The organism is Brevibacillus massiliensis, assembly GCF_000311785.1.
Lineage (GTDB): Bacteria > Bacillota > Bacilli > Brevibacillales > Brevibacillaceae > Brevibacillus_C > Brevibacillus_C massiliensis.
On the sequence record NZ_HE978543.1, the window covers coordinates 181,402 to 206,025 of the forward strand.

Here is a 24,624-nt window from a genome sequence, read left to right on the forward strand (position 1 = left end):
AGAAGCAGATCTTGTATGGGTTTAACTGATAGCGGATGGATTCAGCCGATAGGACTTGATCAACTTTCCTGTATGCAGATCGTAGTAGGCGTAGTTGTATAACCCGTCCTTATCGATAACTAAAATTTCCCAAAAACGCAAATATCCGTCAATTCCCGGAACGGCGTGGACGATTTCGCCATTGGGAAAGGCAGCCAAGGCTGTCTGCTTCACGTCCTCTTCCGAGACAATTCCATCGGTCGGATCCACGACCGTCTCATCCGGTGTCATCCAGGCAATCAGCCCTTTTCCGTCCGCGTCTTTGCCCATAACCACAGTGTAAGCTTGTTTTCCGCGGTATTCCGCAATCTGGTCAATTTGGGCAATGCGCGTTCGCTCGCCGGCCCACTGCCGGGCTTGTTCTTCAAACGTGTACTTTTGGTTTACAACACTGGAGACAAAAAAGTAAACCGCCGCGGCAATCACGATGAAAAATCCAAATATAGAAATGAGGATGCGGGCTACCACCAAAAAATCTCCTTTTCCTTCCTACATGAGAAAAATTAATTGATCCTGCTTGCCGCCATTTGGTCCGGAAATTTCCAGGTTAACGACTAATTGGCGCAGGTGACTCGTTTTCTCATCATACCACATTTGGTAGGTCACCGCTACTTGCTGCAAGAACTGCTGAAACACTTGCTCAGTGGGAAACTGCGGCCCCAGCCAAGTGGACAGCATCGCCTTTACCTCTCCTGGCGGCAGGGAAAACTGGTACCCGAGCAGGCCTTCCTTTTGGGCATCATTCAGCGGAAGCGGCTTTACCTGTTCCAGATGGCTTTTGATGACAGACATATGTTCATAAGGCGTGTACAGGGAAAACGGCAGGGTCATCGTGCCCTCCTGCTCATCCCCGTCGATCGCGACCATGACCTGATCCTCGGCACGCTTTATCTTCAACTGATGACCGTGGATGTCTCCACCCAGCTCGAAAGCTGCCCCTCGAAACCGCCCGGCAAGCGACTGATCTTTTACCCTGACTTGAAAAGGGGTCTCCTCGCCAGAATTCACCTGATCCAGGAGGGCGGCAACTGCAGCCCGATTCGCTCTTTCTGCGCTCTTGCTGTCCATTTCCACACTTGCCTCTTTCACCTGGGGCTTGTCTGTCACTTTGCCAAGCGCCATCCCAAGCAAAAACAAAGCGGCAAACAAAGGCAAAAACCACCATAACCGGCGTGGTCGGATGTACATGGACCTTCCTCCCCGTCCTCTTTGTCCTCCCTTTACATGCTTTCCGAAAGCATATGTCATACGGGAAGGTTTTAGAACGGGACGGAAAAGTTTCTAAACATAGCAGACAAGCCGTCGGTCATACTACAGATACACCCCAAGGAGGTGAGCGCGTGAAACTGCCTTCCATGACGACATCTCCTGAAACGAAACCCGTGCCCTTACACTTCTTTCGCGTCTCATGGGCAGATTTGTCATCACCGCTTAGAGCCTTGCCCCACCAAACACCATTGACATGGCGGCACACGCCATTAGAGGAAGTCTGGCGAGCCGAAAAATCGAACGTCTAACGCGCAACAAAAAAATCCCCTGCCTACACCTACCATTTCACTTCTCTCCTGTCCCGCCAAGACAGGAGACCTTTTAACGTTTCAGCAATTGAAACATGCGGTTTGCCTCAGAGACGGCCTTCTCTTCGTCGATGGTCAAAAGCTCGCGATTCCGCATGAGGAAGGTTCCAGCCACGATACTGTCGGTCACGTCGTGGCCATTTGCGGCGTAGACCACATGGGAAACAGGGTTGTGCGCCGGGTGGTAGTGGGCTTGACTGGCATCGAGCATAATCATGTCGGCCTGTTTGCCAACCTCCAGCGATCCCAGGGCCTCCGGCTGAAACACGCAGGCGGCTCCGTAGCGGGTGGCCATCCGCAGCGCTTCCTCGGCCGGTACCGCAACCGGATTGTACGTCACTCCCTTGTGCAAAATCGCCGCCAGCTTCAGTTCCTCGAACAGATTGAGATTGTTGTTGCTCGCGCTGCTGTCGGTCCCAAGGGAAACGTCGATGCCTTTCGCCAGCATCTCGGGTACCCGGGCTACACCGCTGGCCAATTTCAAATTGCTGACGACATTGTGTGATACTTTTACATCGTATTTTGCCAAAGTCTCAATCTCTTCATCCGTCAAATGTACAGCGTGAGCCACCAAGGTTGGGCGGCGAAACACACCGAGATTTTCCAGGTGGGCAACCGGACGAACGCCGTAATCCTTGACGTTCTGCTCCACTTCAAAGCGGGTTTCCGACATGTGGATATGGATGGGGAGGTTTAATACTTCCGCCCTCTCCACAATTTGCATAATGTAATCCGGCGGACAGGTATACGGTGCATGCGGTGCCATCATGGTGGTGATGCGGCCGTCAGCCTGCTGGTTCCATTCGCGGGCAAAGGTTGTCGCCTCTTCCAGCTTTCTTCGTCTCTCTTCCTCCGATGTGAGGCCGATTACCCCCCGGCAGAGACGGGCGCGCATGCCGGAGCTGGCCACGGCTTCGGCCACGGCTCCCATGTGATCGTACATGTCGACAAAGGTAGTCGTGCCGCTGCGGATCATCTCGATCAGCGACAAATGGGTTCCCCACTTGACTTGTTCGCGGGTAAACTGCGCTTCCAACGGCCACATTTTCTCTTCAAGCCACTCCTGCAGCGGCAGATCGTCGGCATACCCGCGCAAGAGCGACATCCCGGCGTGGCCGTGTGTGTTAATCAGCCCGGGCAGCACGTATTTGTGCCTGCCGTCAATCACTTGATCATATCCCGACAAGTCCCCGGGAGTGGGGCCGACATAGGTGATCCGGTTTCCTTCAAAAGCTACCGCTCCATCCGCAATGACCTCGTTTTGGTCATTTACCGTAATGACGTTAGCATGTGTAATAATTGTCTTCATTTTGCTCTCCTTATTCATGTATATAGTAAGCCAGGCTCTGCAGGCTGGAAGTGACATCCGCGTTGTCAATCCGCACGTCTTTTTCCGTATGGATGTTGATGGGGGCAAAGTTAAGAATCCCCTTGATTCCCGCATCGATCAGCTGCTCGGCCACCGTCTGCGCCGCAGAGGCGGGAACGGTAATGATCGCCAGGCGGATCTCCTTCTCCTGTATGGTCTGTTTCAAGGCATCCATTGGCTGAATGGGAAGGCCGACGATTTTTTTGCCGTGTTTGCGCCGATCCACGTCAAAGATGGCTACGATGCGCATGTTGTCATGCATGTAGGCGTTGTAATTGCTGATGGCATGTCCGAGGTTTCCGGCACCGACGAGGACAACGGGGATTTCCCGATCCAGCTTGAGAATTTGTCTGATCTTGTTGATCAGGTAATCGACATCGTAGCCTATTCCCTTTTTGCCGAAATCTCCGAAAGCGGCAAGGTCTTTGCGGATTTGTGCCGGATTGACATCCAGGGTTTCGCCCATCTGCTGCGAGGAGACAGTCTTCACCTTCATCTGCTGCAGATGTGTCAAATAACGCAGATAAACAGGCAAACGGCGAACAACGGCTTCAGAGATCTTGAAGGCTTTCATCGCTCAGCCCCCCTTCGGTTTTTTCTCTACTTCAATCACTTTGTATTCTCTGCCGTTGGATAAAACCGTTATGGTCCCTCTTTGACTGGTCACGTACGTCTCTGCCCACGACTCGCCCAAACGCTCCATGATCTCCGCCTGCCCCGGCTTAAGCTGATCAAATGCTTTGCCTGTCTGAATAACCGCCACCTGCGCGTCTACTTTGGTTAAAAATGGCTGGCTGGAGGCTTGGTTGCTTCCTTGATCAGCCACTTTCAACACTTCCGCAGGCAAAAACTGCGGGTACCGATCCAGCAACCGCTCTTCCGCCTTTTCTCCGACCCCGCTGGTAAAGAGGTAATGCAGTTTATCCTGCTTCAGTGAAAAGACGATCGAGTTGTCCTGGGGCGACAGAAACAGCGGCTCACTCGGGTTTAATACGGTGAGGACGACGCTCTCATCCAGCGTGTACTGATCGCCGGCCGACAGCAGCACCAGTTTTTTGTCCGGCTGGATCGGCACTGCCTGCAGGACAGTCGCATAGGTGAGCTTGGGCAGCAGCACAGAATCGATCTGCATCGTCTTTGCCAGTTCGGCATATCCGCCCGCCTGTGCCGACTGGTCGTTGGTCAGCATCACAAAATCGATTTTGGTCACCCGGCGTTCCTCCAGCAGGGAGCGCAGCACCTCGGCATCTTCGGAGCTTCCCGTGTCAACCAGCAGCTTCTTGCCGCCTGGCAAGCGGATCAGCGTGCTCTCTCCATCCGGCAGCGAAAAAAAGGTGACGACCATCCCGGAGAAGTTTCGTTCATTTTCGGCGGAGAAGGGATCGTCCACTTTTACCGCCTTTTTCAAATGGCTGCCGATCGAGCAGCTCGACAGGACAAGGACGACAAACAGCATGAGAACGAGCGGGTTCGGCATACTTTTCCGCATAATATTGTACCACCTTATTCCTCATCAGACTATTGATTCATTTTATGAATCCGCATGAGGATGCATGCTGTACAGAAACGGACGAACCAGTTCACGAAGCTGTGTCCATTTCCCCGTCTCGATGCGAAAGGGCGGCAAGGATTGCAGGAAAGCACGGCCGTATCTGGATTCGACGATGCGGGCGTCAAACACCGCGATGACACCCCTGTCCGACTGCTGGCGGATCAGGCGGCCGATCCCTTGTTTAAAGCGAATCACGGCATGGGGCAGTGAAAGCGTCATAAACGGATTTTTCTGCTCGGCCTTGACCTTTTCATACCGCCCTTCCAAGAGCGGCAGATTCGGCGGCTGAAACGGCAGGCGAACGATGACCAGACAGCTGAGCGCTTCACCGGGAATATCTACACCTTCCCAAAAGCTGCTGGTTCCGAGCAGGACAGCTTTTGGCTCGCGCTGAAACATTCTGACCAGTTTGCTGCGGTTTCCGCTGTCGATGCCGTGGCCGAGCAGCCGGTAATTCTCATCAGCCAACTGCTCCTTTAGCCCGTCGTAGACCTGCCTGAGCATGGCGTAGGAAGTAAACAGGATCAGGGTGCGCCCGTTGGCCGCTCGAACCAGGTCGGCGCAGCCTTGAGTCACCGCTTCCAGATACACCCCCTCGGTCTCCTTGCCGAGGCTCGGAAAGTCGCTCGGGATGAGGATCAAGCCCTGCTGTTCATAGTCAAACGGCGAGGGAAGGCTCAACGTGCGAACCCGCTCACCCGGGAGGCGGCTGAGTCCGTACCGCTCGATGATATGCGCAAAGCTGTCCTTGACAGTCAGTGTCGCAGAGGTAAGCGTAATGCTCCGCCTGTCGGCAAACAACTGCTCGGCCAAGGACCCGGAAACATCCAGCGGAGCGGCAAACAGGTAGAGCTGTTTGCGGGTGGTGCGGATTTCCACTTCCGCCCAACAGACGTAATCCGGCTGCTCCGATAAAAACAGAAAATGCAAAATATCCATCCGCTGCTGCAAATCGTCGAGGATCCCTTCGAGGTTGGTCGCCAGGCTGCGGACCGCAAACGGCGGCTGCTCCGACTGCTCCTTCACCAACCCCAGCAGCTGCTCTGCAGCCCCGGCCAGCAGGCCCAGCTGCTCGATCGTTTCCTTTGCTTTGCCGACGATACGCTGCTGGCGTCCGGCAAAGTCACTGGCGCGAAACCGCACCGTTGCCCTGCCCGTCTCAGTCGCATCCTTGGCGTGTTTCACTGCCCAGTCGGTAAAGGAGCGGATCCATTGGTGAAACCCCTCCCGGGCAGCGAGCTGTCGTTCTGCCAAGTCAGCCAATCCGGCCGCTGCCTGCTCCCGCAGCTCTGGCTGCCAACTGCCCAGTTCGTCCGCCAATCGCTGCGGCACTCCCTGCTCCTGATCGACTGCCAAGCGGTCCAACAAGTTTGACAGTCCGGCGGAGGAAAACTGAACGCCAAATTGTTGGCTGGCAACGTCCTCCAATTGGTGGGCCTCGTCGATCACTGCCACCTCGTAACGAGGCAGGATGCGGCTGTCTGCCTGCAGGTCGGAGAGCAGCAGGGCATGATTGACGATCAGCACATCGGCGTCCTTGGCCCTCTCTTTCGCCTGGAAGTAATAACAGCGGGTAAACCACGGACAGTTCCGGTGCAGACAGGAGTTGGCATCGCTCTTCACCTGCTGCCACAACACTTCTCCTGCAGGCGGCAAGCTTACCTCCTCCACGTCGCCTGTCTCGGTCTGGGTCAACCAGGTGACCATTTGCGCCTTGGTCAAGCGGAGTTCGTGGCTTGCTCCCTCTCCCGTCTCTTCCAGGCTTTGCTCAAACTTGCGCAGGCACAGATAGTTGCTGCGCCCCTTTAACCTAGCCGCCGTAAACGAAAAGGGCAAAGCAGCCTGCAGCATCGGGATGTCCTTGTGAAAAAGCTGATCCTGCAGGTGAATCGTGTGGGTGCTGACAACTGCCTGCTGCTGGTGCCACTTGGACCACAAGAGGGTCGGAAGCAGATATCCGAGCGATTTTCCCGTCCCCGTTCCGGCCTCGACAAGCAGATGGGCGCCGTCGTTCATCGCCGCATACACCGCCCGGATCATCGCTTCCTGGGCTTCGCGATACTGATACCGTTCATTCACCTGCGCCAGGGTGCCCCTTTCTCTGAGGACGCCTTCCAAAAAGACGTCTAATTCGGCAGGGTATACCGGCTCACGGGCGGCTTGTGCACGGACTTCCGGTTGGCGAATGCGAAGCGCCAGTCCGCGATACACGTCCCAGTTTTCCTCGTCTGGCGACGCCGCTCCCTGTTCTGCCGCAAAGGATACCTGCATCAGCTTCTCCATTTCCATGTGGCTTAAAAGGACGCTGATGTCGGAGCGAAAAGACGCAACCAAGAGCTGCAGCCGCTGCAGAGTGATCAACGGCAGTCCGCCTAAAATCTTCAGCAGTTTGAGCAGCAGATTGGCAGTCGCCATCGCATCGCTGTCCGCTTGGTGGGGATTCTCATGTTCGATCTCCAAATCGTCAGCCAGCTCTGCCAAGCGGTAGCTGCCCTGCATCGGCAGCAAAAAACGGGACAGCTCTACCGTATCCAGGACGTATCCATCGAATGTATAATAGCCCTGGCTGTGCAGGGCTTCTTGAAGAAAGAGCAAATCAAACGAGGCGTTATGTGCGACAAAAGTCCGGCCATCAAGCATCCGCAAGAGGTCGGGAAGCACTTCCTCTATCGTCGGGGCATCCGCGACCATCTCGTCCGAAATCCCTGTTAAAGACGTGATAAATGAGGGGATCGGTTGGCCGGGATTGACCAAGGTCGAGTAGCACTCCGTGATCTCCCCGTCATCAACGGTGACAGCGCCAATCTGGATGATGCTGTCCCCTTGGCGGGGGTGGCTTCCCGTGGTTTCAAAATCAACGACAATAAATCGGTTCAAACTGACTTCACCTCAAAATGACGACTGTCCCTAGACTTCGGCAAAAACCGCTGAAATCCTGCCGGCTTTGCGTCAGATGGGCAGCGATTCCTCCGTCAGCTGCCTGCTGTCCAGCCCCAATTTCTCTGCGCACAATTTCAGGAACAGCGGTACCTCGCGGATGAAACCATGGTTGCCGTCGACGTGCCGGAAATACTCTCTGGCGAGCAGCCAATCTTCTTGCAGCATGGCCAATCTGCCCAGGTGATAGTATCCGAGCGAGCGCAAATATGCGTCGTCCTCCAGCAGAAAAGACTCTGCTACCCGCTTTGCTTCCACGTAATCGCCCTGGGCGCTGCAGACCGTAATCAGTCCCGACTGGGCCAACCGATGATCCCGCTGGCGCGAAAGGATAAAACGAAAGGTTTTCAGCGCGTCTTCCTGCTGGCCGGAAAACAGCTGCATCCAGCCGTACGAAAAGTGAAAGTCCAGGTTGTCGGGAGCTAAGCTGATCGCTTTTTTCACCAGGGAAAAGGCTTTCTCTGTCCCGTTGATCTGCCAGAGCGTCCAGGCCAATCCGTGCCACGTCCAGCCTTCGCCAGGCAGTTGTTCCGTCAGGTAACGATAGCAGACCTGTGCCCGGTGAACCTGTCCGCGCGCCTCGTATACGGCCGCCAGTTCACGCAGCGTATTCGGCTTCAGGTGGCGGTTTGGCATCCGCATCGGAACAGGCGGCACCCGCTCTTTCATCCCGTCCATTGCGGCCAGCGCTTCGGCTGCCCGCAGCCAGACTATTTGCGCCTCCCAGTCATCCTCCGACCTTTGCAGATATTGCTCAATGCTGTCCAGCGCCTCTTCTGCCGCCCCGTCGTGAAGCTGGCAAAGGGCCAGGTTGAACAAAGCCTCCAGGTAATGCGGATATGCCTCAAGCGCCGCCGTAAACGCTTGGTTTGCCTCCAAAAACCGGGCTTCCTCAGCAAAGATGCACCCCAGTGCATTGAAGCTGATCGCCGTGATTTTCGGAGAACTGGCTGTCCGGCTCAGCAGCCGAAACTCTTTCGTTGCCGCTTCCCTTTCTTCACTGAAAAAGAGACTGTAGGCGTAATACAATCTTCCGTACTCCCAGTCAGGGGAATGCTGCACAAGTTCGGAAAAGCAGCGCTTGGCATCGTGAAACAGGCGCAGGTGGTAAAATCCTTCCCCTTTGCGAAACAGCAAGCCTTGCTCTGTCCGCGCGTCATCTTCTAATGCCGCTGTTTTTTCCTGGTTCCCGGCTGGCTGACCGGATCCTTGCCCGGAATCAGAGTCACCGAGCACTGCCTGTTTGACCGCCTGAAACGCCTTGTCATCCGTCTGTACGGGCTGTCCTTGCTGTTCTTTTATCTCTTTGATCACCCGTGACAGCTGCTCTTCAAAATGCAGCCACAACTCAACAAATTGATCGCTTGCCTCCCGAAGCTCAAACAGCTGCTTGGCTAAAGCCATCCTTTTCGGCTCGTCTGCTGCCGGCCATTCGCGCTCCACTGTCTGCAGGCGGGCGTTGAGTGAATCAAACCATTGGCTAATCGACAAAAAAAGCCACCTCCTCGTGAGGTAGTTGCTAGTTTCATTGTCTCACAAGTGGAGTGGCTCTATTCAGTCTGTTTCGCTTGCGCAATGCCATCAGCGGCGTTTAGATGGCAGTGATGACGTTGTCGATCAATCTGGTCCGCCCGAACCGGACGGCTACAGCGATGCAGATCTGCTGGCCGGGCCGAAATTCTTCGACGGGCGACATGCTTGGGTAGTTGACCACTTCTACGTAGTCTATTTCGGCGAGCGGCTGATCATTGATCATCTCGATGACCAGATCGCGCACAGCGGCCACCGACGTCTCGCCCCCGCGAAGCATTTGCTGCGCCGCCTGCAGACTGCGGTACAACACTGTCGCCTGGGAGCGTTCTGCCTCGTTTAGATAGACATTTCGCGAGCTTAGCGCCAAACCGTCAGCCTCTCTGACGATTGGGCAGCCGACTACCGTGATCGGCATCGACAGGTCGAACACCATCTGTTCAATGACGGCCAACTGCTGGGCATCCTTCTGCCCGAAAAACGCCTTGTCAGGCCAGACGATATGGAACAGTTTGCTTACGACGGTAGCCACTCCGTCAAAATGTCCCGGCCGATTTCGTCCGCATAGCGGTTCCGAGACTTGTCCGACGGAGACCTTGGTCAGGATCGGCTGCGGGTACATCTCCTCTACCGAAGGGGTGAACAAGAAATCGACACCGGCTGATTCTGCCAGCTTGCTGTCACGCGCCAAATCCCGCGGGTAACGCTCGAAATCCTCGTTTGGGCCAAACTGCAGCGGATTGACAAAGATGCTCATGACGACCGCGTCGCACGCCTCCCGCGCCGCCTCGACCAAACTGAGATGCCCGGCATGCAAATACCCCATTGTGGGCACCAGCCCAATGCTCTTCCCCTCCTGCCGGATCAATTGCAGCTCCCTGCGAAGCTCAGATATCGTCGTGATCTGTTTCATGCTTTGGCTCCCTCTCCATACAATTTCGCAACGGTCTCTTCAGAGGCGGTAAAGACGTGATTGGCAGACGGGAACTCCCTGCTCTTTACTTCGCGTACATAGCGCTCCACCCCGTCTTTGATCAGGCGGCCGACATCCGCGTATTTCTTGGCGAATTTTGGTTGTATCGCCGAGGCGTAGGAGACGACATCGTGAAATACCAGCACCTGTCCGTCGCAGCCCGCTCCGGCCCCGATGCCGATCGTGGGGATTCCGATGCTCTCCGAGATCTTTGCCGCCACCTCCTCCGGCACGCACTCAAGCACGATCGCAAAAGCGCCCGCCGCTTCCAGAGCTTTGGCGTCCTCGAGCAGCTTCGTTGCGGCCGTGATGTCTTTTCCCTGCACCTTGTAGCCGCCCAACTGATGGACCGACTGCGGCGTCAGTCCGATGTGTCCCATGACCGGAATCCCCGCCTGGACGCAGCGCGTTACCAGCGGCGCAAGCTCGCTTCCGCCTTCGATTTTGACCGCCTTGGCGAGCCCCTCCTGCATCAGTCTGCCGGCATTCTTTACGCCTTCCTCGACCGTGCCATGGTAGCTCATAAACGGCATGTCAGCGACGACAAAGGTCCGGTTTACGGCCCGGGTAACCGCTTTGGTATGATGGATCATGTCAGCCATCGTGACCGGAATCGTCGAATCGTACCCAAGTACGACCATACCCAGCGAATCTCCCACGAGGATGACATCTGCTCCGGCTTCTTCAACCAGCTTGGCCGTTGGATAATCGTATGCGGTTATCATCGCGATCGGTTGCTTTTCCTGCTTTTGTTTGCGCAGCCAGGCGGTCGTCACCGGCGCTTTTCTTTCTGTCATCTCATTATCCCCCGTTTCCTATCCGTTCCATGAGCCACTGCCAAAACAAAAAGAAAAACCTTCTCGCCAGAGCAAGAAGGCTGTCCATGCCAAATACCATGTACCAGGTACAAATGTCCTTCTGTCTCGGTCCTTGCGGCTCTGAGCAGATAAAATGTTGAAATATGTGGTCGTGCGATAAACCTGAGCGCCAAGTGCCGTTTGATTGTCTCAATACGACCTCAGCTTCTCCTAGTATACCAAAAATGCCTGAACATTTGTACGGCTATTCTACATCGGCCGAATAAACTTTGTGCTGCTGCCCCTCTGCATCCTCGACGATCAGCACTCCATCCGGGTCCAATCCAATCGCCTTCCCCTGGAGTGTATAGTGGGGGGTGCGAACCGTCACAACGCGGCCGAGCGACAGCGAATACGCTTCCCACTCCGCTTTGACCTGGGCGAAGCCTTCAGCCAGATACTGATCGTAGATCCGCTCAAAGTGCTGGCAAAAGACCTGGATCAACTCAGCCCGCCTGAAGCTGATTCCCGTCTCGATGCGAAGCGAGGTGGCGATCTCGGCCAACTCCGGCGGAATGTCCTGCGGCTGGGTGTTGACGTTCAGCCCAACTCCGATCACCAGGTAGTTGATCCGATCCGCCTCTGCATTCATCTCGGTTAAAATCCCGCAGACTTTTTTTCCGCCCACAAAAATATCATTGGGCCACTTGATCTGCGGCTTGACACCCGCCTCCTGCTCGATCGCCTTCGCCATCGCAACCGCGGTCAACAACGTCATCTGCGGTGCGTGCGGCAGGGGAATATCGGGGCGGATGATCAGGCTCATCCAGATGCCCGCCCCCTTCGGCGAATGCCAAGGCCGCCCCAGCCGTCCCCTTCCGCCTTCCTGCCGGTCAGCGACGACCAGGGTTCCCTCCGCCGCGCCGCTGTTTGCCGTCTCATGGGCGATGATCTGGGTAGAGCGGACGGTATCAAAGGTGATGACAGTCTGTCCGATCCGCTCTGTCTTCATCCCTGTGAGAATCTCCTCCATCGAGACGCTGTCAGGGGAGGAGACCAGGCGGTAGCCGGATTTGCGCACGGCATCGAACTGGTACCCTTCCTGTCGAAGCTCTTCGATATGCTTCCAGACCGCCGTCCGCGTGCAATGGCAAATCTGGCTGAGGTGTTCTCCGGAAATAAACTGTCCAGGCTGGTCTCTAAACGCCTTTAATATCTCCTGCTTGATCTTCATCTGCCTCTACCTCTTTCTTTGCCGCTTCAATCAACGCCTGGTACGTATTGGGCAAACCGTGCAGCGCTGTCTGTTCGTACAGCGACTGCAGCACTCGTCCAATCCAACTGCCAGGCTCACGTCTGAGCGCCCGCTGCAGTTCGCTTCCGGTTACGGCCAATTCGCCAAGCGACTTGACGGGCATGCGTTCGTACGTCTCGATCAGTGTCCGTGTCGACTCCCGGTTATTTTGGCGGCACCAAATCGCTTGCAAAAGCATATCCACCTGCACGCAGAAGTCCCAGCCATAGCGGAGCAAAAGCTTCCCCCAGTCAATCGGACGGGGCCGATCCCAAGCAGGGGACAGCTCATGCAAAATGGACACAAATGCCGTAATCGTCTCCCGCTCCCGTTTGGACATGCGCAGGGCTGCTGCCGCCTGCCGTGCGGATTCATCCGTTTGACCGGCCGCGTAGTACAACAGGCTCCATTTTTGCAAAAAAGAACCCAACCGGGGCAAGCGCCAGGCTTGCGCTTTCCCTTGGTGAAAGACTTCGGCGATTCGGGGCAAACTACCTAGCAGGTTGGTCTCGTCAAGCAGGCGGCATCCCTCGTCCGGAAAGCTGCTGTCGACGAGCTTCGTCAGCTCATCACGGATGCGCTCGACGGCGATGTTCTTCAGCAGCGGAGCGTGTATGCCCAACGCTTGATACGTCCTGGCTTCAATCTGAAAACCCAACCCGGCCGCAAAGCGGACAGCCCGCACCAACCGCAGGGCGTCCTCCTGAAAGCGCGTATCGGCATCCCCTACCGCCCGAATCACTCGATCGCGCAAATCCCGGCGTCCGTCAAACGGGTCGACGATCCGGCCCTTCAGGTCCATCGCCATCGCATTGATGGTGAAATCGCGGCGAGCCAAATCCTGGCGTATATCGGTTACGAAAGCAACTTCGCTCGGCCGGCGGTAATCGTCATACTTTCCTTCCGTTCGGTACGTCGTCACCTCAAAAATTTCGGAACCTTCCCTGACGGATATGGTTCCGTGCTGCAGACCCGTCGGATAATGCCGGGGAAAAAGCTGCATGATGTCGCTCGGATGGGCATTCGTACATATATCTATGTCATGTACGGTTCTGCCCAAAAGCCAATCGCGGACACAGCCGCCGACGAAGAAAGCCTCGAAACCCGCTTCCTCCAACCGGCGCAGCACCTGCAGAGCTTGTTCTTTAATCATGACACTCATCCCCTTTCCACTGTCTGCTTATACAGAAACAAACATCAGGAGGCATCTCGACATGGATAAAATTGTCATCGGCTTGTTGATCTTTATCTCCAAAATGGTGCAGGCGATCAAAGCGAGATCTTAGCGGCCCAGTTCCTTTCGCGACAGCAGCCGCTGGTACAGCGCTTCGTATTGACTGGCGATTTTATCGTGGCAAAACGTCTCGTTGGAACGCTCAATGCTCGCCCGGGAAAAAGCCTCGTAGAGCTCATGATCCTGCAGCAATTGCAGCGTCCGCTCGGCCATTGCAGCCACGTCGCCGATGTCGGTCAAAAAGCCGCAGACTCCGTCTGTCACTACTTCCGGAATGCCCCCGGTCCTCGTCGCGACAACCGGAACGCCGCAGGCCATCGCCTCCAGCGCGACCAGGCCGAAGCTCTCTTTTTCCGACGGCAGCAGCATCACGTCCGCCAGGGAGATTACTTCTGCTACGTCTTCCTGTTTTCCCAAAAAACAGACCTGCTGCTTTAGTCCGCGTTCATCCACCATTTGCCGGATCGCCGCCTGTTCGGGGCCTTCGCCGATGAGCAGCAGCCGGGCCGGAACCTGCTTGCTGACCCGATCAAACACCTCAATGACGTCGGACACCCGTTTTACCGGACGAAAATTGGAAATGTGCATCAGAAGCTTTTCCCCGTTTGGAGCAAACCGCTGCTTGTGCATCGTGACGTCCTTGGGAAAGTAGCGCCGCTTGTCTACAAAGTTGTAGACAAGCTCTATCTGCTTCTCTACCTGCAGCAGTTCCTTCGTCTCCGCGATCAAATCCGCAGACACCGCCGTCACCAGATCGCTCTGTTCAATCCCAAACCGGATCATTTCCCGCAGGCTGGAGTCGTAACCCAGCACGGTAATATCGGTGCCGTGCAGAGTCGTGACGATCTTCAGCCATTCTCCCACCATCTGTTTTGCCAAATAGGCGCATAACGCGTGGGGGACGGCGTAGTGGACGTGCAGGATATCCAACTGTTCGTTTACGGCCACCTGGGCCATGCGGTTGGCCAGCGTCAAATCGTACGGCGGATATTTAAACACGTCGTACTGATTGACTTCCACTTCATGGTAAAAAATGTTGGGCTGGTAATTGCCCAGGCGGAACGGCAGGCCGGACGTGATGAAATGAACGGTATGCCCCCTGTCCGCGAGCAGCTTTCCCAGCTCGGTAGCGACGACCCCGGATCCGCCCAGCGACGGGTAACAGGTGATCCCGATGTTCATATGTAAATAGCACCTCCCCTTTCTCCTATTTGCTTCTGTCTGTTTGTCGCATTATACCAGGGACGCCAGTACGGGCGGGTTCGGGCTGACAAACCCCTCGGCGAACAGAGTTCCCGCCTGAAAGCCGAACTGGCGCTCACGAGCTTCTACTTGCTCCAGATAACCGTTGGTGAGCGGCGTCTCCACGCCATCCTTGCCCCGTTCAAACTGGCTTCGATAACAGCGCAGCACAGCCAGCTTCTCCTGGTAGACATCACTTACGTCAACGACAAAACTGGGCCCGCTCACATTGTTGATAAAATAGTAATAGAAATGGGCAGGCCGGTGCGCTGCCAGCTGTTCGCTGCCGGTATACTTGCGAACTCCCGCGGAGAAGACCGCCTCTTTGACGATGCGGCTGACGCTTTCATGATCCGGGTGACGATCCTGCCAGTACGGCGCCAGCACCGTCTTGGGGCGCGTCTGGCGGATTAAGTCGACGACTCGCCGGATCGCTTCTTCGCGAACCGCCTCCAACCCGCGGTCGGGCAGCCCAAAATTAAAGCGGCTGTGCAGTCCCATCAGCCGGGAGGCTGCAGCTGCTTCTTCCTGCCGGGTCTCGACCGTACCGTTGGAGGACAGCTCGGCATACGTCAAATCCAGGATGCCAACGCGCTTGCCCTGTCTGGCCGCTTTCGTCAAAGTGGCGGCAGCTCCGATCTCCACATCGTCAGGATGAGCGCCTACTGCCAAAATATCCAATTCCATGCTCACCGCTCCTCATGAACGAGATTGCGCCAGGCCAGCCCTCCGCGCTGCAGCTCTTTGAGCAGGACCTCCGCTGTCCCCAGGTTGGTGGCCAGAGGGATTTGGTGCACATCGCACAAGCGCAAGAGAGCGATGATGTCGGGCTCATGGGGCTGTGCCGTCAGGGGATCACGCAGAAAGATCACCAGGTCCATTTCGTTTTGAGCGATCATGGCACCGATCTGCTGATCGCCGCCGAGCGGACCAGAAAGAAAGCGCGTGACCTTGAGTTTTGTATTTTCCATTATTTTACTCCCGGTCGTGCCGGTCGCGTACAGCTCGTGAGCTGCCAGAATCGGCTCGTACGCCATGGCCAGCTGGATCATCTCTTCTTTTTTGCGGTCATGTGCAATTAAAGCAATCTTCATGGACTCCCCACCCCGTGTTTAATCTAACAGATGTTCCAAACCGTACACCAGCCGATCCAGGTTCATCACTGCCTTGATCGCCATGTTGACACCGGGCATGAAGGACTCCCGACTGATCGAGTCATGGCGGATCGACAGGGTCTGGCCCGTGGCACCAAATAGCACCTCTTGATGGGCGACCATACCCGGCAGGCGCACGCTGTGAATGCGGAAACCGTGATACTCCGCCCCGCGCGCTCCCGGAATCGACTCGTGTTCACTCGGATGACCCTGGCGCAGTTCTCTGCGCGCCTCGGCGATCAGCTCTGCCGTCTTGATGGCCGTACCGCTCGGGGCATCCAGCTTTTGGTCGTGGTGAAGCTCGATGATCTCTACATGCGGCATGTATTTCGCTGCCACCTGGGCAAACTTCATGCAGAGAATCGCGCCTATGGCAAAATTGGGCGCGATAATCGCACCGATTCCCCGTTCACGGCAGGTGTTCGACATGAGTTCAATCTGCTCAGGGGAAAGTCCCGTGGTGCCGACGACCGGTCTGACCCCGTGCTGCAAGGCAATCTCCATGTTTTCCCAAACCGTTTGAGGTGTGGTAAAATCGACTAAGACGTCAGGTTTATATGTAGTCAAAGCAGATTCCAATGAACGGACGAACGGCACGCCAAGCGGTTTGCCGCCGATGATTTCCCCTACGTCCACACCGTCCAGTTTGGAGTCAATCGCTGCGACGAACGACAGCTCGCTGTCGCCTCCCAGCATTTTTACCACTTCTTGACCCATTCTGCCTTTGGCCCCGGCGACAGCAACCTTAATCGTTTGTTTTGTATCCATGTTCATCTACTCCTCTATCCTTGTCCAGCGGTCTTTATCTCTTGTGTAGAATTTGTGCATAATGCGATGAAAGGCCTCTTCCAGGCTGATTCCTAAAGAATTGGCGAAGCACAGCACGATGAAGAAGACATCACCCAGTTCCTCTTCGATCGTCTTTTCGCCTTCCTCTTGTTTTTTCGGTTTTTCACCGTAGTAGTGGTTGATTTCTCTCGCCAGTTCCCCGACCTCCTCGGTCATCCGGGCCATCATCGCAAGCGGCGAAAAGTAGCCCTCTTTAAATTGCGAGATGTAATCATCCACTTCCTGTTGAATCTGCTGCAGCGTTTTTCTCTGTTCCATCTTGGCTCCGACACACCCTTCTTACCAGTATCGTAACGGAATGAAGCTCATTTTGCCAAATTCTTTACCGCATTTAGTGTATCATATATTGGACAAGGCAAAAAAGCTTCATTATAATGGCATAATGGCGAGGTAGTCATTTGCAAGGAGAGACGCGATCATGAATGTCAAGGTGAAAAGTGTCATTGCCATCGTTGTGGGTACGGCTATTATGGGATTCGGCATCAACGCCTTCAACATACCGAACCATCTGGCTGAAGGCGGCATCACCGGGATCAGCATCATCATCAAACTGCTGATCCCCCAGCTTGATCAGGGGATCGTTTACTTCGCACTGAATATCCCGCTCTTTTTCATCGGCTGGAAGGTGCTGGGGCGAACCGCTTTTCTTTACACCATGATCGGAACTGTCTCATTGTCTCTCTTCCTCTCGCTGTTTGCTGCCGTGCTCCACTATCACGCCCTGTCCGATACACTCCTTGGGGCACTCTATGCCGGGGTGACGGTGGGAGCCGGTCTGGGGATCATTTTCCGGTACGGCGGGACAACCGGCGGGGTTGACATCATCGCCCGGATGCTCAACCGATACTACGGAATCAGCATCGGCCGCACCTTGTTTTTGGGTGACATGCTGGTCATCGGCGCCTCCCTGATCTACCTCAGCGTCGAGAGCGCGATGTATACGCTCGTAGCCGTGTTCATCGCGGCGCGGGTCGTCGACTTCTTCCAGGACGGTCTGACCTCCGGCAAAGCTCTGACGATCATCTCGGAATACCCGCGAACGATCGCCCAACAGATCCTTTCACTCGGCCGCGGCGTAACGATCCTTACCGGAAAAGGAGCGTATTCCGGTACGGAAAAAGAAGTCGTCTACTGCGTAGTCGGCCGAAATGAAGTCGTGCAAATCAAAAACATCATCAAAGAAGCCGACCCCCACGCATTCGTCATCGTCAGCGACGTCCACGAAGTGTTGGGAGAAGGATTCACGCTTGACGAGAACAAACAGCCCCTGCGTGATTAGAGCCATACATACACGGCAAGACCCTGCCTGAATCATAGGCAGGGTCTTTTGTCATGAAACGAACCGCTCTTGCTCTGCGAGATACTTTCTCCAGGCGACATAACCTAGTGTTATGGTAAGTACTCCCGCGACCGCAAGGATCAGGAGCAGCGGGGAGTTTGGCGACGAAAAACGTGCCAGCGCGCTTCTATCCTCGCCAAAAAACGCCTCCTGCATCGAGCTGTTCAGCTCGCGCAGCGCATCCCGGGCGATTTGCCAGTCGGGCTTTGTGTTGCGAATTTCCCGGTTAAGCAGTTCGTAGGAGGAATCTATTTTTTCCATCAGCGACTCTTTTAACTGCACGCTCATCGCCGGCCGGATCACCAAAAAGAGGCGATAATTCTCTTCAAACTGCTGGCGAAAGGAGTCGGCATCCCGTTCGACGGACGCGTGCATCAGCTGCTGCATCTGGCCGGCATAGGAATCAAAGTAATTTCGCCACATCGGTTGACTGGCATGACCGAGAGCATCGATGGCGACTCGCACCCGGGTGGCGTGCCAGATCAACACCTCCTCACTTTGCTTTGGCGAAGCGAACTCCTTTTTTGCAGCCAATATCGATTGCGTCACCGCGTTTAAACTTTCAATCCGGATCGCAAGCGGCATGGCCTTGCTGGGAAACATCTCTGCCAGACGGATCACCCGCAAGCGAGCGTTTTCCAGATCCCCTTTCATGGTGAGCGAAAGGAATTCCTGTGCCGTGCGGTCCAGTTGGGTGAGGTTGGCTTCTTCTGTCGGTTTCTCCAGCTTTGCGAAAAAGTAACTGATCGGCCAGGCAAGTAAAAATCCTGCCAGGCACAGCAAAAACAGGATTTTCGTACTCTTCTTTCGCAAAAAAAAACCTCCTTTCCCATAGTACAGACTATGGAGAGGAGGACAAGATTAGACCTCGATTCTGGGCTGTCTCACATTCAGATACCAGATCAACGTAATCGAGATAAGACTAAGCACTACGGTGAACAGACCAATTATTCCCGTGTACGGCACAAGTACGTCAGGGAGCCATGGATGGGTGTTCATCAGATAATCAATAAAGTCATTATTTAATGTCCACAATGCGGCGAATCCGACCGGCAGCCAGCTCAATTTGTAAAACCGGGCATACAGCGCCGATTCCACAGCCATTCCGGTATGGGACACGAGCAGCATGATGTCCTGCCAGTGGACCTGATTTCCCATGAACCAACCGGCAATGATGATGCTGACTGCCCATACGCCATACTTGAAATTCGTAATCCCCGCCAACGCTTCCAGGATCGGAATGTGCCGACCCAGCAAAAACGTCAGCAGAACCAGCGTAAAGAGACCGCTTCCCGTCGGACTGTCCGGAACAAATATTCGCAAAAAGGGCTTCGTATCCGCCAACTGGTCACCATACCAGATAAAACCGTATATCGTTCCCAACAGGTTGATCACAAACAGCATCCAGAGAAACCATCTCTTTGCCAATATCCCCAAAAACCACTCCCACATCCACTTCACCTCAATTGTCTCTCGACTTGATCCATTATGCTGTCTACTTGTCAAGACCTTTGCCGTCATCGGGTACACGTATGAAAGGGAAAAGCTGACCGAGGTGTCAGCCAGCTTTTTCATTGTACGAGCCTATTTTAAACTTGCCAGATACTCAGCAAGCTTTGTCAGTTCTTCATCACTGCCTTGGAACATGCCAGGAGGCATTTTTCCGTCTTTGCCGTTCTTGATGATGTCAGCAATCTGATCGGCATTCAGCTCAGCGCCAACCTTTTGCAGATTGGGTGCAGCTGCGCTGCCTTCCATGTTGACGCCGTGGCAGTTTTGGCAGTTTTGCTGTGCAGCCCACAACTCCCCAGCCTTGAAGTTGGGGTCTGCAGCCGCCGCCGGAGCACCCGCTCCGCCTCCGCCTCCGCCATTGCTCGCAAGGCTCTTCTCATGCTCTTCGTTTGCAGCCCAGGTCAGATAAAACACCCCGACGAGGGTAACCAGCATGATCCAGGTAGCGACCGGACGACGGAACGCACGGCGCTCTTTCCCTCTGTCAAGCCAAGGAGCAAGAATCAAGGCGCCAAAAGCAAGTCCCGGGATAATCACAGTTCCGAGGACGACCCAATCGCCCGCTGCCCAAGGGTATTTCAGCATTTGATAAAGAAACAGGAAGTACCAGTCGGGCACCGGAATAAAGGAAGTGTTGTTCGGGTTTGCTTTCCCTGTCAATTCGGGTGCTGCCGATACAGTAAGTACGAGAAATCCTAGCAAACAGACGGCTGCCACCATCCACTCCTTGAGCAGGAAGTTCGGCCAAAACGGCTCCGACTTTCCCGGGTACTCAGAGTAAGATGGAGCAATATTAGGGATGCGCTTCGCCCGGATCCGCGAATCTCCGACGAAGGTAGCATCTTTTTCATGTTTTGCCATGCTATTTCCTCCTTATTGTCGAAGACATCATAGTGGACCGGAGATACCCTGCGCACGGATCATGATAAAGTGTCCGCCCAGCAAGGCCAACAGCGCAGCCGGCAGGAAGAAGACGTGGATCGCAAAGAAACGTGCAAGCGTTTGCGCCCCTACGATCGATCCGCCTTGCAGCAGCGTCTTGGCGTAAGGCCCAATGATCGGAACCGTGTCCGCGATCTGCATCCCTACCTTGGTAGCGAAGTACGCCTTGTTATCCCAAGGGAGCAGGTAACCGGTGAAGCCCAGACCAAGCATGACGAAGAAAATCAGCATGCCGACAACCCAGTTCATTTCCCGCGGCTTCTTGTAAGAACCGGTGAAAAATACGCGAAGCGTGTGCAAAAACATCATCACGATGACGAGGCTGGCACCCCAGTGGTGCATCCCGCGCACAATGGTCCCGAACGCTACCTGATTTTGCAGGTAGTTGACAGATTCATACGCGTTGATGATGTCCGGAACGTAGTACATCGTCAAGAACATTCCAGACAAAATTTGAATAACAGTAATAAAAAACGTAAGTCCACCAAAACAATAGACAAACGCAGAAAAATGGTGAGCCGGGTTTACGTGCTCAGGCACCTCGTGATCGGCCAGATCCCGCCACATCGGAGTGATATTGAGCCGTTCATCTACCCAGTCATACATTTTTTGTATCATCTTAGCCGCTCACCCCCGGTCGAGGATTTGGTTTGATTTGACCTAAGTACAGTTTTCCGTCTTTAACCTCTGTCTCATACTCGTCAAGCGATGCCATCGGCGGTGTCCCGAGGATATGCTCCCCCTTGGCGGAGTAGCGCCCGAAGTGGCAAGGGCAGAAGTACTCATTGGGAAAGTCCGGGCTCCCATTCCAGTTGACGGTACAGCCCAGGTGCTTGCATATCGGCGACAGGGCCAAAATCTCTCCATTTGCGTCCTTTGTGATCCACGCAGTCAGAGTAGATTCCGTTTCGTACCAGCCGTCCTTTGTATGCACCTTGAATGAAACGCTTTTTGGCTCAGGACCAAACTCATCTACGCTTCCTACCGCTACTTTATCTCCTCCACCAGCCGCTTTCAGCATCGGGTCAATCGCAAACCGGATCATAGGTGTGATCATACCAGCAGCAAGGAAACCGCCAGTGCCCATCAGAGCATAGTTTAAAAACGTACGTCTGGAAATTTCCTGTTTTTCGCTCATCCTTTTCCCTCCTTATCCTGTAGAATTACGCAACGAATGTTCCTACATACATATACATAGACTAGGTCAAACCCAATAATAGCTAACCACTTTTTAGATGTCAAGAATGTCCATTGGCAAGTCAAGGGCTTAAAGGGAAGCGAAAATGAGATTGTTGAGATTTTGTCAAAAATACACGTTTCCAGCATGTCTGTAGTATAACCAACAAAAGGGGCCTCTATCGCTTTTTTGGCGGAGAGGCTGTTCTATTTGCCCTGCCACGAATTCACAATCTCTTGATGCAGCACGTCAACGGTGATGTCAAATCGCAGTTCCGACTCAAGTTCGTCCGTGCCGATTTGAAACGTTCTCGCTTTCTGTCCCGCGGAATCGGCAGCAAGCTCCAGCTCATGACCCGCAAAGCGGAGCAAAAAGACGTAAGGAAATTCCGGCGGCAAAGCTGTACAGGCCTTCTCCCGGCCGATTTGATACGACAGCGGAAACAGCAGTACCCTGCCCCGCAGCCGCTGTTCCACGGCGATCGCCAAACGCGACAGGTACGACATGCGCTTGACGTGTTCAGGCAGTGAAACATTGCCTCCGTACAAATAAACAGGGAGCAGTGCAGTGTCCACATAAGGCTGCAACTCCTCCCAATTATGTAATTCTTCTGTTGACCACTGCATGTAGAACCGGCTCCTTCCCAGGGAATCTGTCGTTTAGCTTACCACGATTACCCCGGTCTGACAATCAGCCGATTCCCGCTTGTTCGTACGCCATAATCTCTTTCAGTTCGTTCGTCAGGCACAGAAACCGCTCTTTGTTTTTCAGTTCCAGCGCTTCGTCGATCTCGCGATAGAGCGTCCGCTTCCGAAACAGCCGGACTTGCTCGTCGATCACCATCTCCGACAACAGTTCGGCAACCATGTTTTGCTGCAGGTAGTTAGGCCTGTCCATTTCCATCCCTCATTTCAACAAAATCGTCGTTTCCGTAAAACCGTTATACTCTTTGAGCCAGGTCTGACACGCGTAAGTGGTGCTGTAATACCACTCGCCCCCCTCCGCCTGTCCCGCCTTCAACAATCCCAAATGAACCATCATCTTGAGCAGCCGGTTGGACAATATGCTGGCCGGGTCATCATAATAAAAAGGTTTCAGCCACTTGAGCAAAGACTGTTCGATTTCCGCGTGAGCGACCCACTCCGATCCGGCCATCAGGGGAATCAGTTGAACCAGCATGGGCAAGTTGGGGATGGCCCGCTTGTAGAGGCGAATCCAGAAGCGGATCAGCTCGTGATAAGTCTTGTCGGTGTACGGCTGTGCCAACATCTCCTGTCCCCGGTCGGTCAATTCCACCTGCATTTTTCCTTCTTCAATCCAGCGCTGGTAAAAGCAAAAGTCGTACAACAGGGAGAAGCGGTCAGGGTAAAGATCAAAGTGAAGTCCGTAGCCAAACCGCCACTTTTCCCCCGCCACCGGCTTTTCCTCCACGCTGAGAAATCGCAGCAGCTGCGTCTGATAACGCTTGTACATCCCCCCGTCTGACGTCAGCGGGACCGGTTCCTGGGCGAGGAAGCGCAGGAACTGATAGATATCGTCGCACAGAGCCGTTCCTTCATCGCGATAAACAGCCGGGGCCTCTTGCAGCCGCCTCAACTCCTGCTGTTCCAGCCAGGCTGAGAGATAGGGCTCACGGATGTCCCGGGGCACCTGGAACTGTCCGACGGTCTTTCCCTTGGCGGGAAACAGCCAGCCGCGCGTCAGCGCCAGGGCGACGTACTTCCGGGCCTTCTCTTCCGTCTTTTCCTCTGAACAGTCGAGGGCAATGCCGGCTTTCGCGAGCAAATCTTCCAGGGTGAACAAGCTCCGCTTGTCTAAAAACAGCAGCAGCAGAAAATGTTTTTCCACTTCCGTGAGCCGCTCCAGCTCCGTCCGGATCGTTTGCCTGTGGCGCAAATTGACCAGCAAAGTGGTGATCAGGTCATTCTTGGAGTTCAGGTTGCACTCGCATCTGTAGTACCCGGCGATTTGGTGAAGCTGCTTGATGTCGGTAAAGACGAGGATCTCTGCCAGATTCATCGCAAAATCCCTTTCTATCTTCGATACGTTACTCTCATTTTTGCCAAGATGAGGAAAACTAAAACAGACGGGGAGCTGCTTTGTGCAACTCCCCGTCCATTTTTACCTGATCAGCCGCTATTCTTCATCCTCGCCGTACCATTGCTCCAACAGCTTTTGATACTCTTTTGCCTGCTCCTGACGCCCTGTCTGCTGGAGCAGCGCGGTCAACCGGCGGACCTGGGACGTATCGAATCCCGACAGCTCCACATAGCGTTCCAACGCTTCAATCGCCCCGTCCGTCTTGCCCAGCGCCTGCAGAATATCGGCCAGCAGCGGATAGGCCGTCATATACTCCTCGTCAACAGCGAGCAGTGCCTCGACATACTCTTTTGCTTCCGTCAGCAGCCCGAGGTGAAAGGCCATCATCCCGCAGCCGAAGAGCGCTTCCGCCGCCGGCTCAATCGCCGCCGCATTCTGATAGGCCCCGTAGGCTTGTTCAAACTGCCCGTTTTGCGCATACAGCCGGGCAGTGACCAGCAAGTGTGACAAGTTGTGACGGTCAAGCCCGCCGAGCAGCTCCTTTGCCTCCTCAAACCTGGCGAGGCGGATGTACATGTCCCCCAGCGCTGCCTTCAGTTCCTGATTCTCTGGCTCCTGCTGCTGCGCCAAAGCCAGGTATTTGACCGCCACTTCATCCAGCCCCTGCAAGGAGAACAAATCGGCCAGCAGGACGTTCAACCGGCTCCCCTCATACCCTTCGTCTTTTACCTTGTACAAAAGCGTCTCCGCCTGTTCGTAGTCGCTCTCGTCAAGAGCCACTTCGGCCAAGAGGAGTTCGCACTCCTGCCTGGTTTCTACGTCCAGATCCGGATGCCGCCTCATGATCTCGTGCAGCAGTCCCGATGACTCGTTTAAGTGGCCCAACTGATACCAGACATCCGCCAGGTAGAGCATCACTTCCGGCAGCGCCCAGCCGTGCTCCTGCACTTTCCTCAGTGCAGCCAATCCCAATTCCACTTCCCCTTCTGTCACCTTTTTGACCGCTTCATCTATCACGTAAAACCACTGTTTTGTCATGTGCTCGCACCTCTTCTCCATTTGGTCCG

General features: G+C 54.8%; 26 protein-coding genes. 1 reads left to right on the forward strand and 25 read right to left on the reverse strand.

Going from position 1 to position 24,624, the window contains the following annotated elements:
* Positions 1-21 precede the first annotated feature (21 nt).
* From HGBM_RS17645 to HGBM_RS17725, 16 genes are all read right to left on the reverse strand, one after another.
* Entirely contained in the window at positions 22-507 is a 486-nt protein-coding gene (locus tag HGBM_RS17645) for a cell wall elongation regulator TseB-like domain-containing protein (protein WP_019122407.1), read from the reverse strand.
* A 21-nt stretch (positions 508-528) separates the two neighbouring features.
* On the reverse strand, positions 529-1,227 hold the full coding sequence (locus HGBM_RS17650) for a hypothetical protein (protein WP_019122408.1): 699 nt from the start codon (positions 1,225-1,227) through the stop codon (positions 529-531).
* 402 nt (positions 1,228-1,629) lie between these two features.
* A complete protein-coding gene (locus tag HGBM_RS17655) occupies positions 1,630-2,925 on the reverse strand; it encodes an amidohydrolase (RefSeq protein WP_019122409.1) in 1,296 nt (431 codons plus the stop codon).
* Positions 2,926-2,935: 10 nt separating this feature from the next.
* A complete protein-coding gene (locus HGBM_RS17660; RefSeq protein WP_019122410.1) occupies positions 2,936-3,559 on the reverse strand; it encodes a redox-sensing transcriptional repressor Rex in 624 nt (207 codons plus the stop codon).
* Positions 3,560-3,562: 3 nt separating this feature from the next.
* Positions 3,563-4,474 (reverse strand): ComEC/Rec2 family competence protein, encoded by a 912-nt coding sequence (locus HGBM_RS17665; RefSeq protein WP_019122411.1) that lies wholly within the window; start codon positions 4,472-4,474, stop codon positions 3,563-3,565.
* A gap of 42 nt (positions 4,475-4,516) precedes the next feature.
* Positions 4,517-7,414, reverse strand: coding sequence for an ATP-dependent DNA helicase DinG (gene dinG / locus HGBM_RS17670; RefSeq protein ID WP_019122412.1), 2,898 nt, complete (start codon positions 7,412-7,414; stop codon positions 4,517-4,519).
* 72 nt (positions 7,415-7,486) lie between these two features.
* Positions 7,487-8,965 carry a tetratricopeptide repeat protein gene (locus tag HGBM_RS17675; protein WP_019122413.1) on the reverse strand — a complete coding sequence of 493 codons (1,479 nt, stop codon included), beginning with the start codon at positions 8,963-8,965 and terminating at the stop codon, positions 7,487-7,489.
* A 100-nt stretch (positions 8,966-9,065) separates the two neighbouring features.
* Complete coding sequence (gene panC / locus HGBM_RS17680) at positions 9,066-9,917, reverse strand: pantoate--beta-alanine ligase (protein WP_019122414.1); 852 nt, start codon at positions 9,915-9,917, stop codon at positions 9,066-9,068.
* On the reverse strand, positions 9,914-10,774 hold the full coding sequence (panB, locus tag HGBM_RS17685) for a 3-methyl-2-oxobutanoate hydroxymethyltransferase (RefSeq protein ID WP_019122415.1): 861 nt from the start codon (positions 10,772-10,774) through the stop codon (positions 9,914-9,916). The genes panC and panB overlap by 4 nt, the downstream gene beginning before the upstream one ends.
* 265 nt (positions 10,775-11,039) lie before the next feature.
* Complete coding sequence (locus HGBM_RS17690; RefSeq protein ID WP_019122416.1) at positions 11,040-12,008, reverse strand: biotin--[acetyl-CoA-carboxylase] ligase; 969 nt, start codon at positions 12,006-12,008, stop codon at positions 11,040-11,042.
* Entirely contained in the window at positions 11,974-13,221 is a 1,248-nt protein-coding gene (locus tag HGBM_RS17695; RefSeq protein ID WP_019122417.1) for a CCA tRNA nucleotidyltransferase, read from the reverse strand. The genes HGBM_RS17690 and HGBM_RS17695 overlap by 35 nt, the downstream gene beginning before the upstream one ends.
* A 129-nt stretch (positions 13,222-13,350) precedes the next feature.
* Positions 13,351-14,484, reverse strand: coding sequence for an N-acetyl-alpha-D-glucosaminyl L-malate synthase BshA (bshA, locus tag HGBM_RS17705; RefSeq protein ID WP_019122419.1), 1,134 nt, complete (start codon positions 14,482-14,484; stop codon positions 13,351-13,353).
* Positions 14,485-14,535: 51 nt separating this feature from the next.
* Positions 14,536-15,231, reverse strand: coding sequence for a bacillithiol biosynthesis deacetylase BshB1 (gene bshB1, locus HGBM_RS17710; RefSeq protein ID WP_019122420.1), 696 nt, complete (start codon positions 15,229-15,231; stop codon positions 14,536-14,538).
* A 2-nt stretch (positions 15,232-15,233) separates the two neighbouring features.
* Positions 15,234-15,638: a methylglyoxal synthase gene (locus HGBM_RS17715; RefSeq protein WP_019122421.1), complete on the reverse strand. Its 405-nt coding sequence runs from the start codon at positions 15,636-15,638 to the stop codon at positions 15,234-15,236.
* Between the two features lie 18 nt (positions 15,639-15,656).
* Entirely contained in the window at positions 15,657-16,466 is an 810-nt protein-coding gene (dapB, locus tag HGBM_RS17720) for a 4-hydroxy-tetrahydrodipicolinate reductase (protein ID WP_019122422.1), read from the reverse strand.
* A gap of 6 nt (positions 16,467-16,472) precedes the next feature.
* Entirely contained in the window at positions 16,473-16,805 is a 333-nt protein-coding gene (locus HGBM_RS17725) for a nucleotide pyrophosphohydrolase (RefSeq protein ID WP_019122423.1), read from the reverse strand.
* Positions 16,806-16,965: 160 nt separating this feature from the next.
* On the opposite strand from HGBM_RS17725, the gene HGBM_RS17730 reads away from it, so the two are divergent.
* Positions 16,966-17,826 carry a YitT family protein gene (locus HGBM_RS17730; protein ID WP_019122424.1) on the forward strand — a complete coding sequence of 287 codons (861 nt, stop codon included), beginning with the start codon at positions 16,966-16,968 and terminating at the stop codon, positions 17,824-17,826.
* Positions 17,827-17,877: 51 nt separating this feature from the next.
* Here the strand turns inward: HGBM_RS17730 and HGBM_RS17735 are convergent, their stop codons facing one another.
* The 9 genes from HGBM_RS17735 to HGBM_RS17775 form a co-directional block, all read right to left on the reverse strand.
* Entirely contained in the window at positions 17,878-18,699 is an 822-nt protein-coding gene (locus tag HGBM_RS17735) for a sporulation protein YpjB (RefSeq protein ID WP_019122425.1), read from the reverse strand.
* A 48-nt stretch (positions 18,700-18,747) separates the two neighbouring features.
* Positions 18,748-19,347 (reverse strand): DUF1405 domain-containing protein, encoded by a 600-nt coding sequence (locus HGBM_RS17740; RefSeq protein WP_026074505.1) that lies wholly within the window; start codon positions 19,345-19,347, stop codon positions 18,748-18,750.
* A gap of 123 nt (positions 19,348-19,470) precedes the next feature.
* Positions 19,471-20,259 carry a menaquinol-cytochrome c reductase cytochrome b/c subunit gene (locus tag HGBM_RS17745; RefSeq protein WP_019122427.1) on the reverse strand — a complete coding sequence of 263 codons (789 nt, stop codon included), beginning with the start codon at positions 20,257-20,259 and terminating at the stop codon, positions 19,471-19,473.
* Positions 20,260-20,286: 27 nt separating this feature from the next.
* A complete protein-coding gene (gene qcrB / locus HGBM_RS17750) occupies positions 20,287-20,958 on the reverse strand; it encodes a menaquinol-cytochrome c reductase cytochrome b subunit (protein WP_019122428.1) in 672 nt (223 codons plus the stop codon).
* A gap of 1 nt (position 20,959) precedes the next feature.
* Positions 20,960-21,478, reverse strand: a complete 519-nt coding sequence (locus HGBM_RS17755) for a Rieske (2Fe-2S) protein (protein WP_019122429.1) — start codon at positions 21,476-21,478, stop codon at positions 20,960-20,962.
* A 245-nt stretch (positions 21,479-21,723) separates the two neighbouring features.
* Complete coding sequence (locus tag HGBM_RS17760; RefSeq protein ID WP_019122430.1) at positions 21,724-22,143, reverse strand: DUF2487 family protein; 420 nt, start codon at positions 22,141-22,143, stop codon at positions 21,724-21,726.
* A 64-nt stretch (positions 22,144-22,207) separates the two neighbouring features.
* Positions 22,208-22,414: an IDEAL domain-containing protein gene (locus HGBM_RS17765; protein ID WP_019122431.1), complete on the reverse strand. Its 207-nt coding sequence runs from the start codon at positions 22,412-22,414 to the stop codon at positions 22,208-22,210.
* A 9-nt stretch (positions 22,415-22,423) separates the two neighbouring features.
* Complete coding sequence (locus HGBM_RS17770; RefSeq protein WP_019122432.1) at positions 22,424-23,536, reverse strand: hypothetical protein; 1,113 nt, start codon at positions 23,534-23,536, stop codon at positions 22,424-22,426.
* 117 nt (positions 23,537-23,653) lie between these two features.
* Positions 23,654-24,595: a tetratricopeptide repeat protein gene (locus tag HGBM_RS17775; RefSeq protein ID WP_019122433.1), complete on the reverse strand. Its 942-nt coding sequence runs from the start codon at positions 24,593-24,595 to the stop codon at positions 23,654-23,656.
* Positions 24,596-24,624 lie beyond the last annotated feature (29 nt).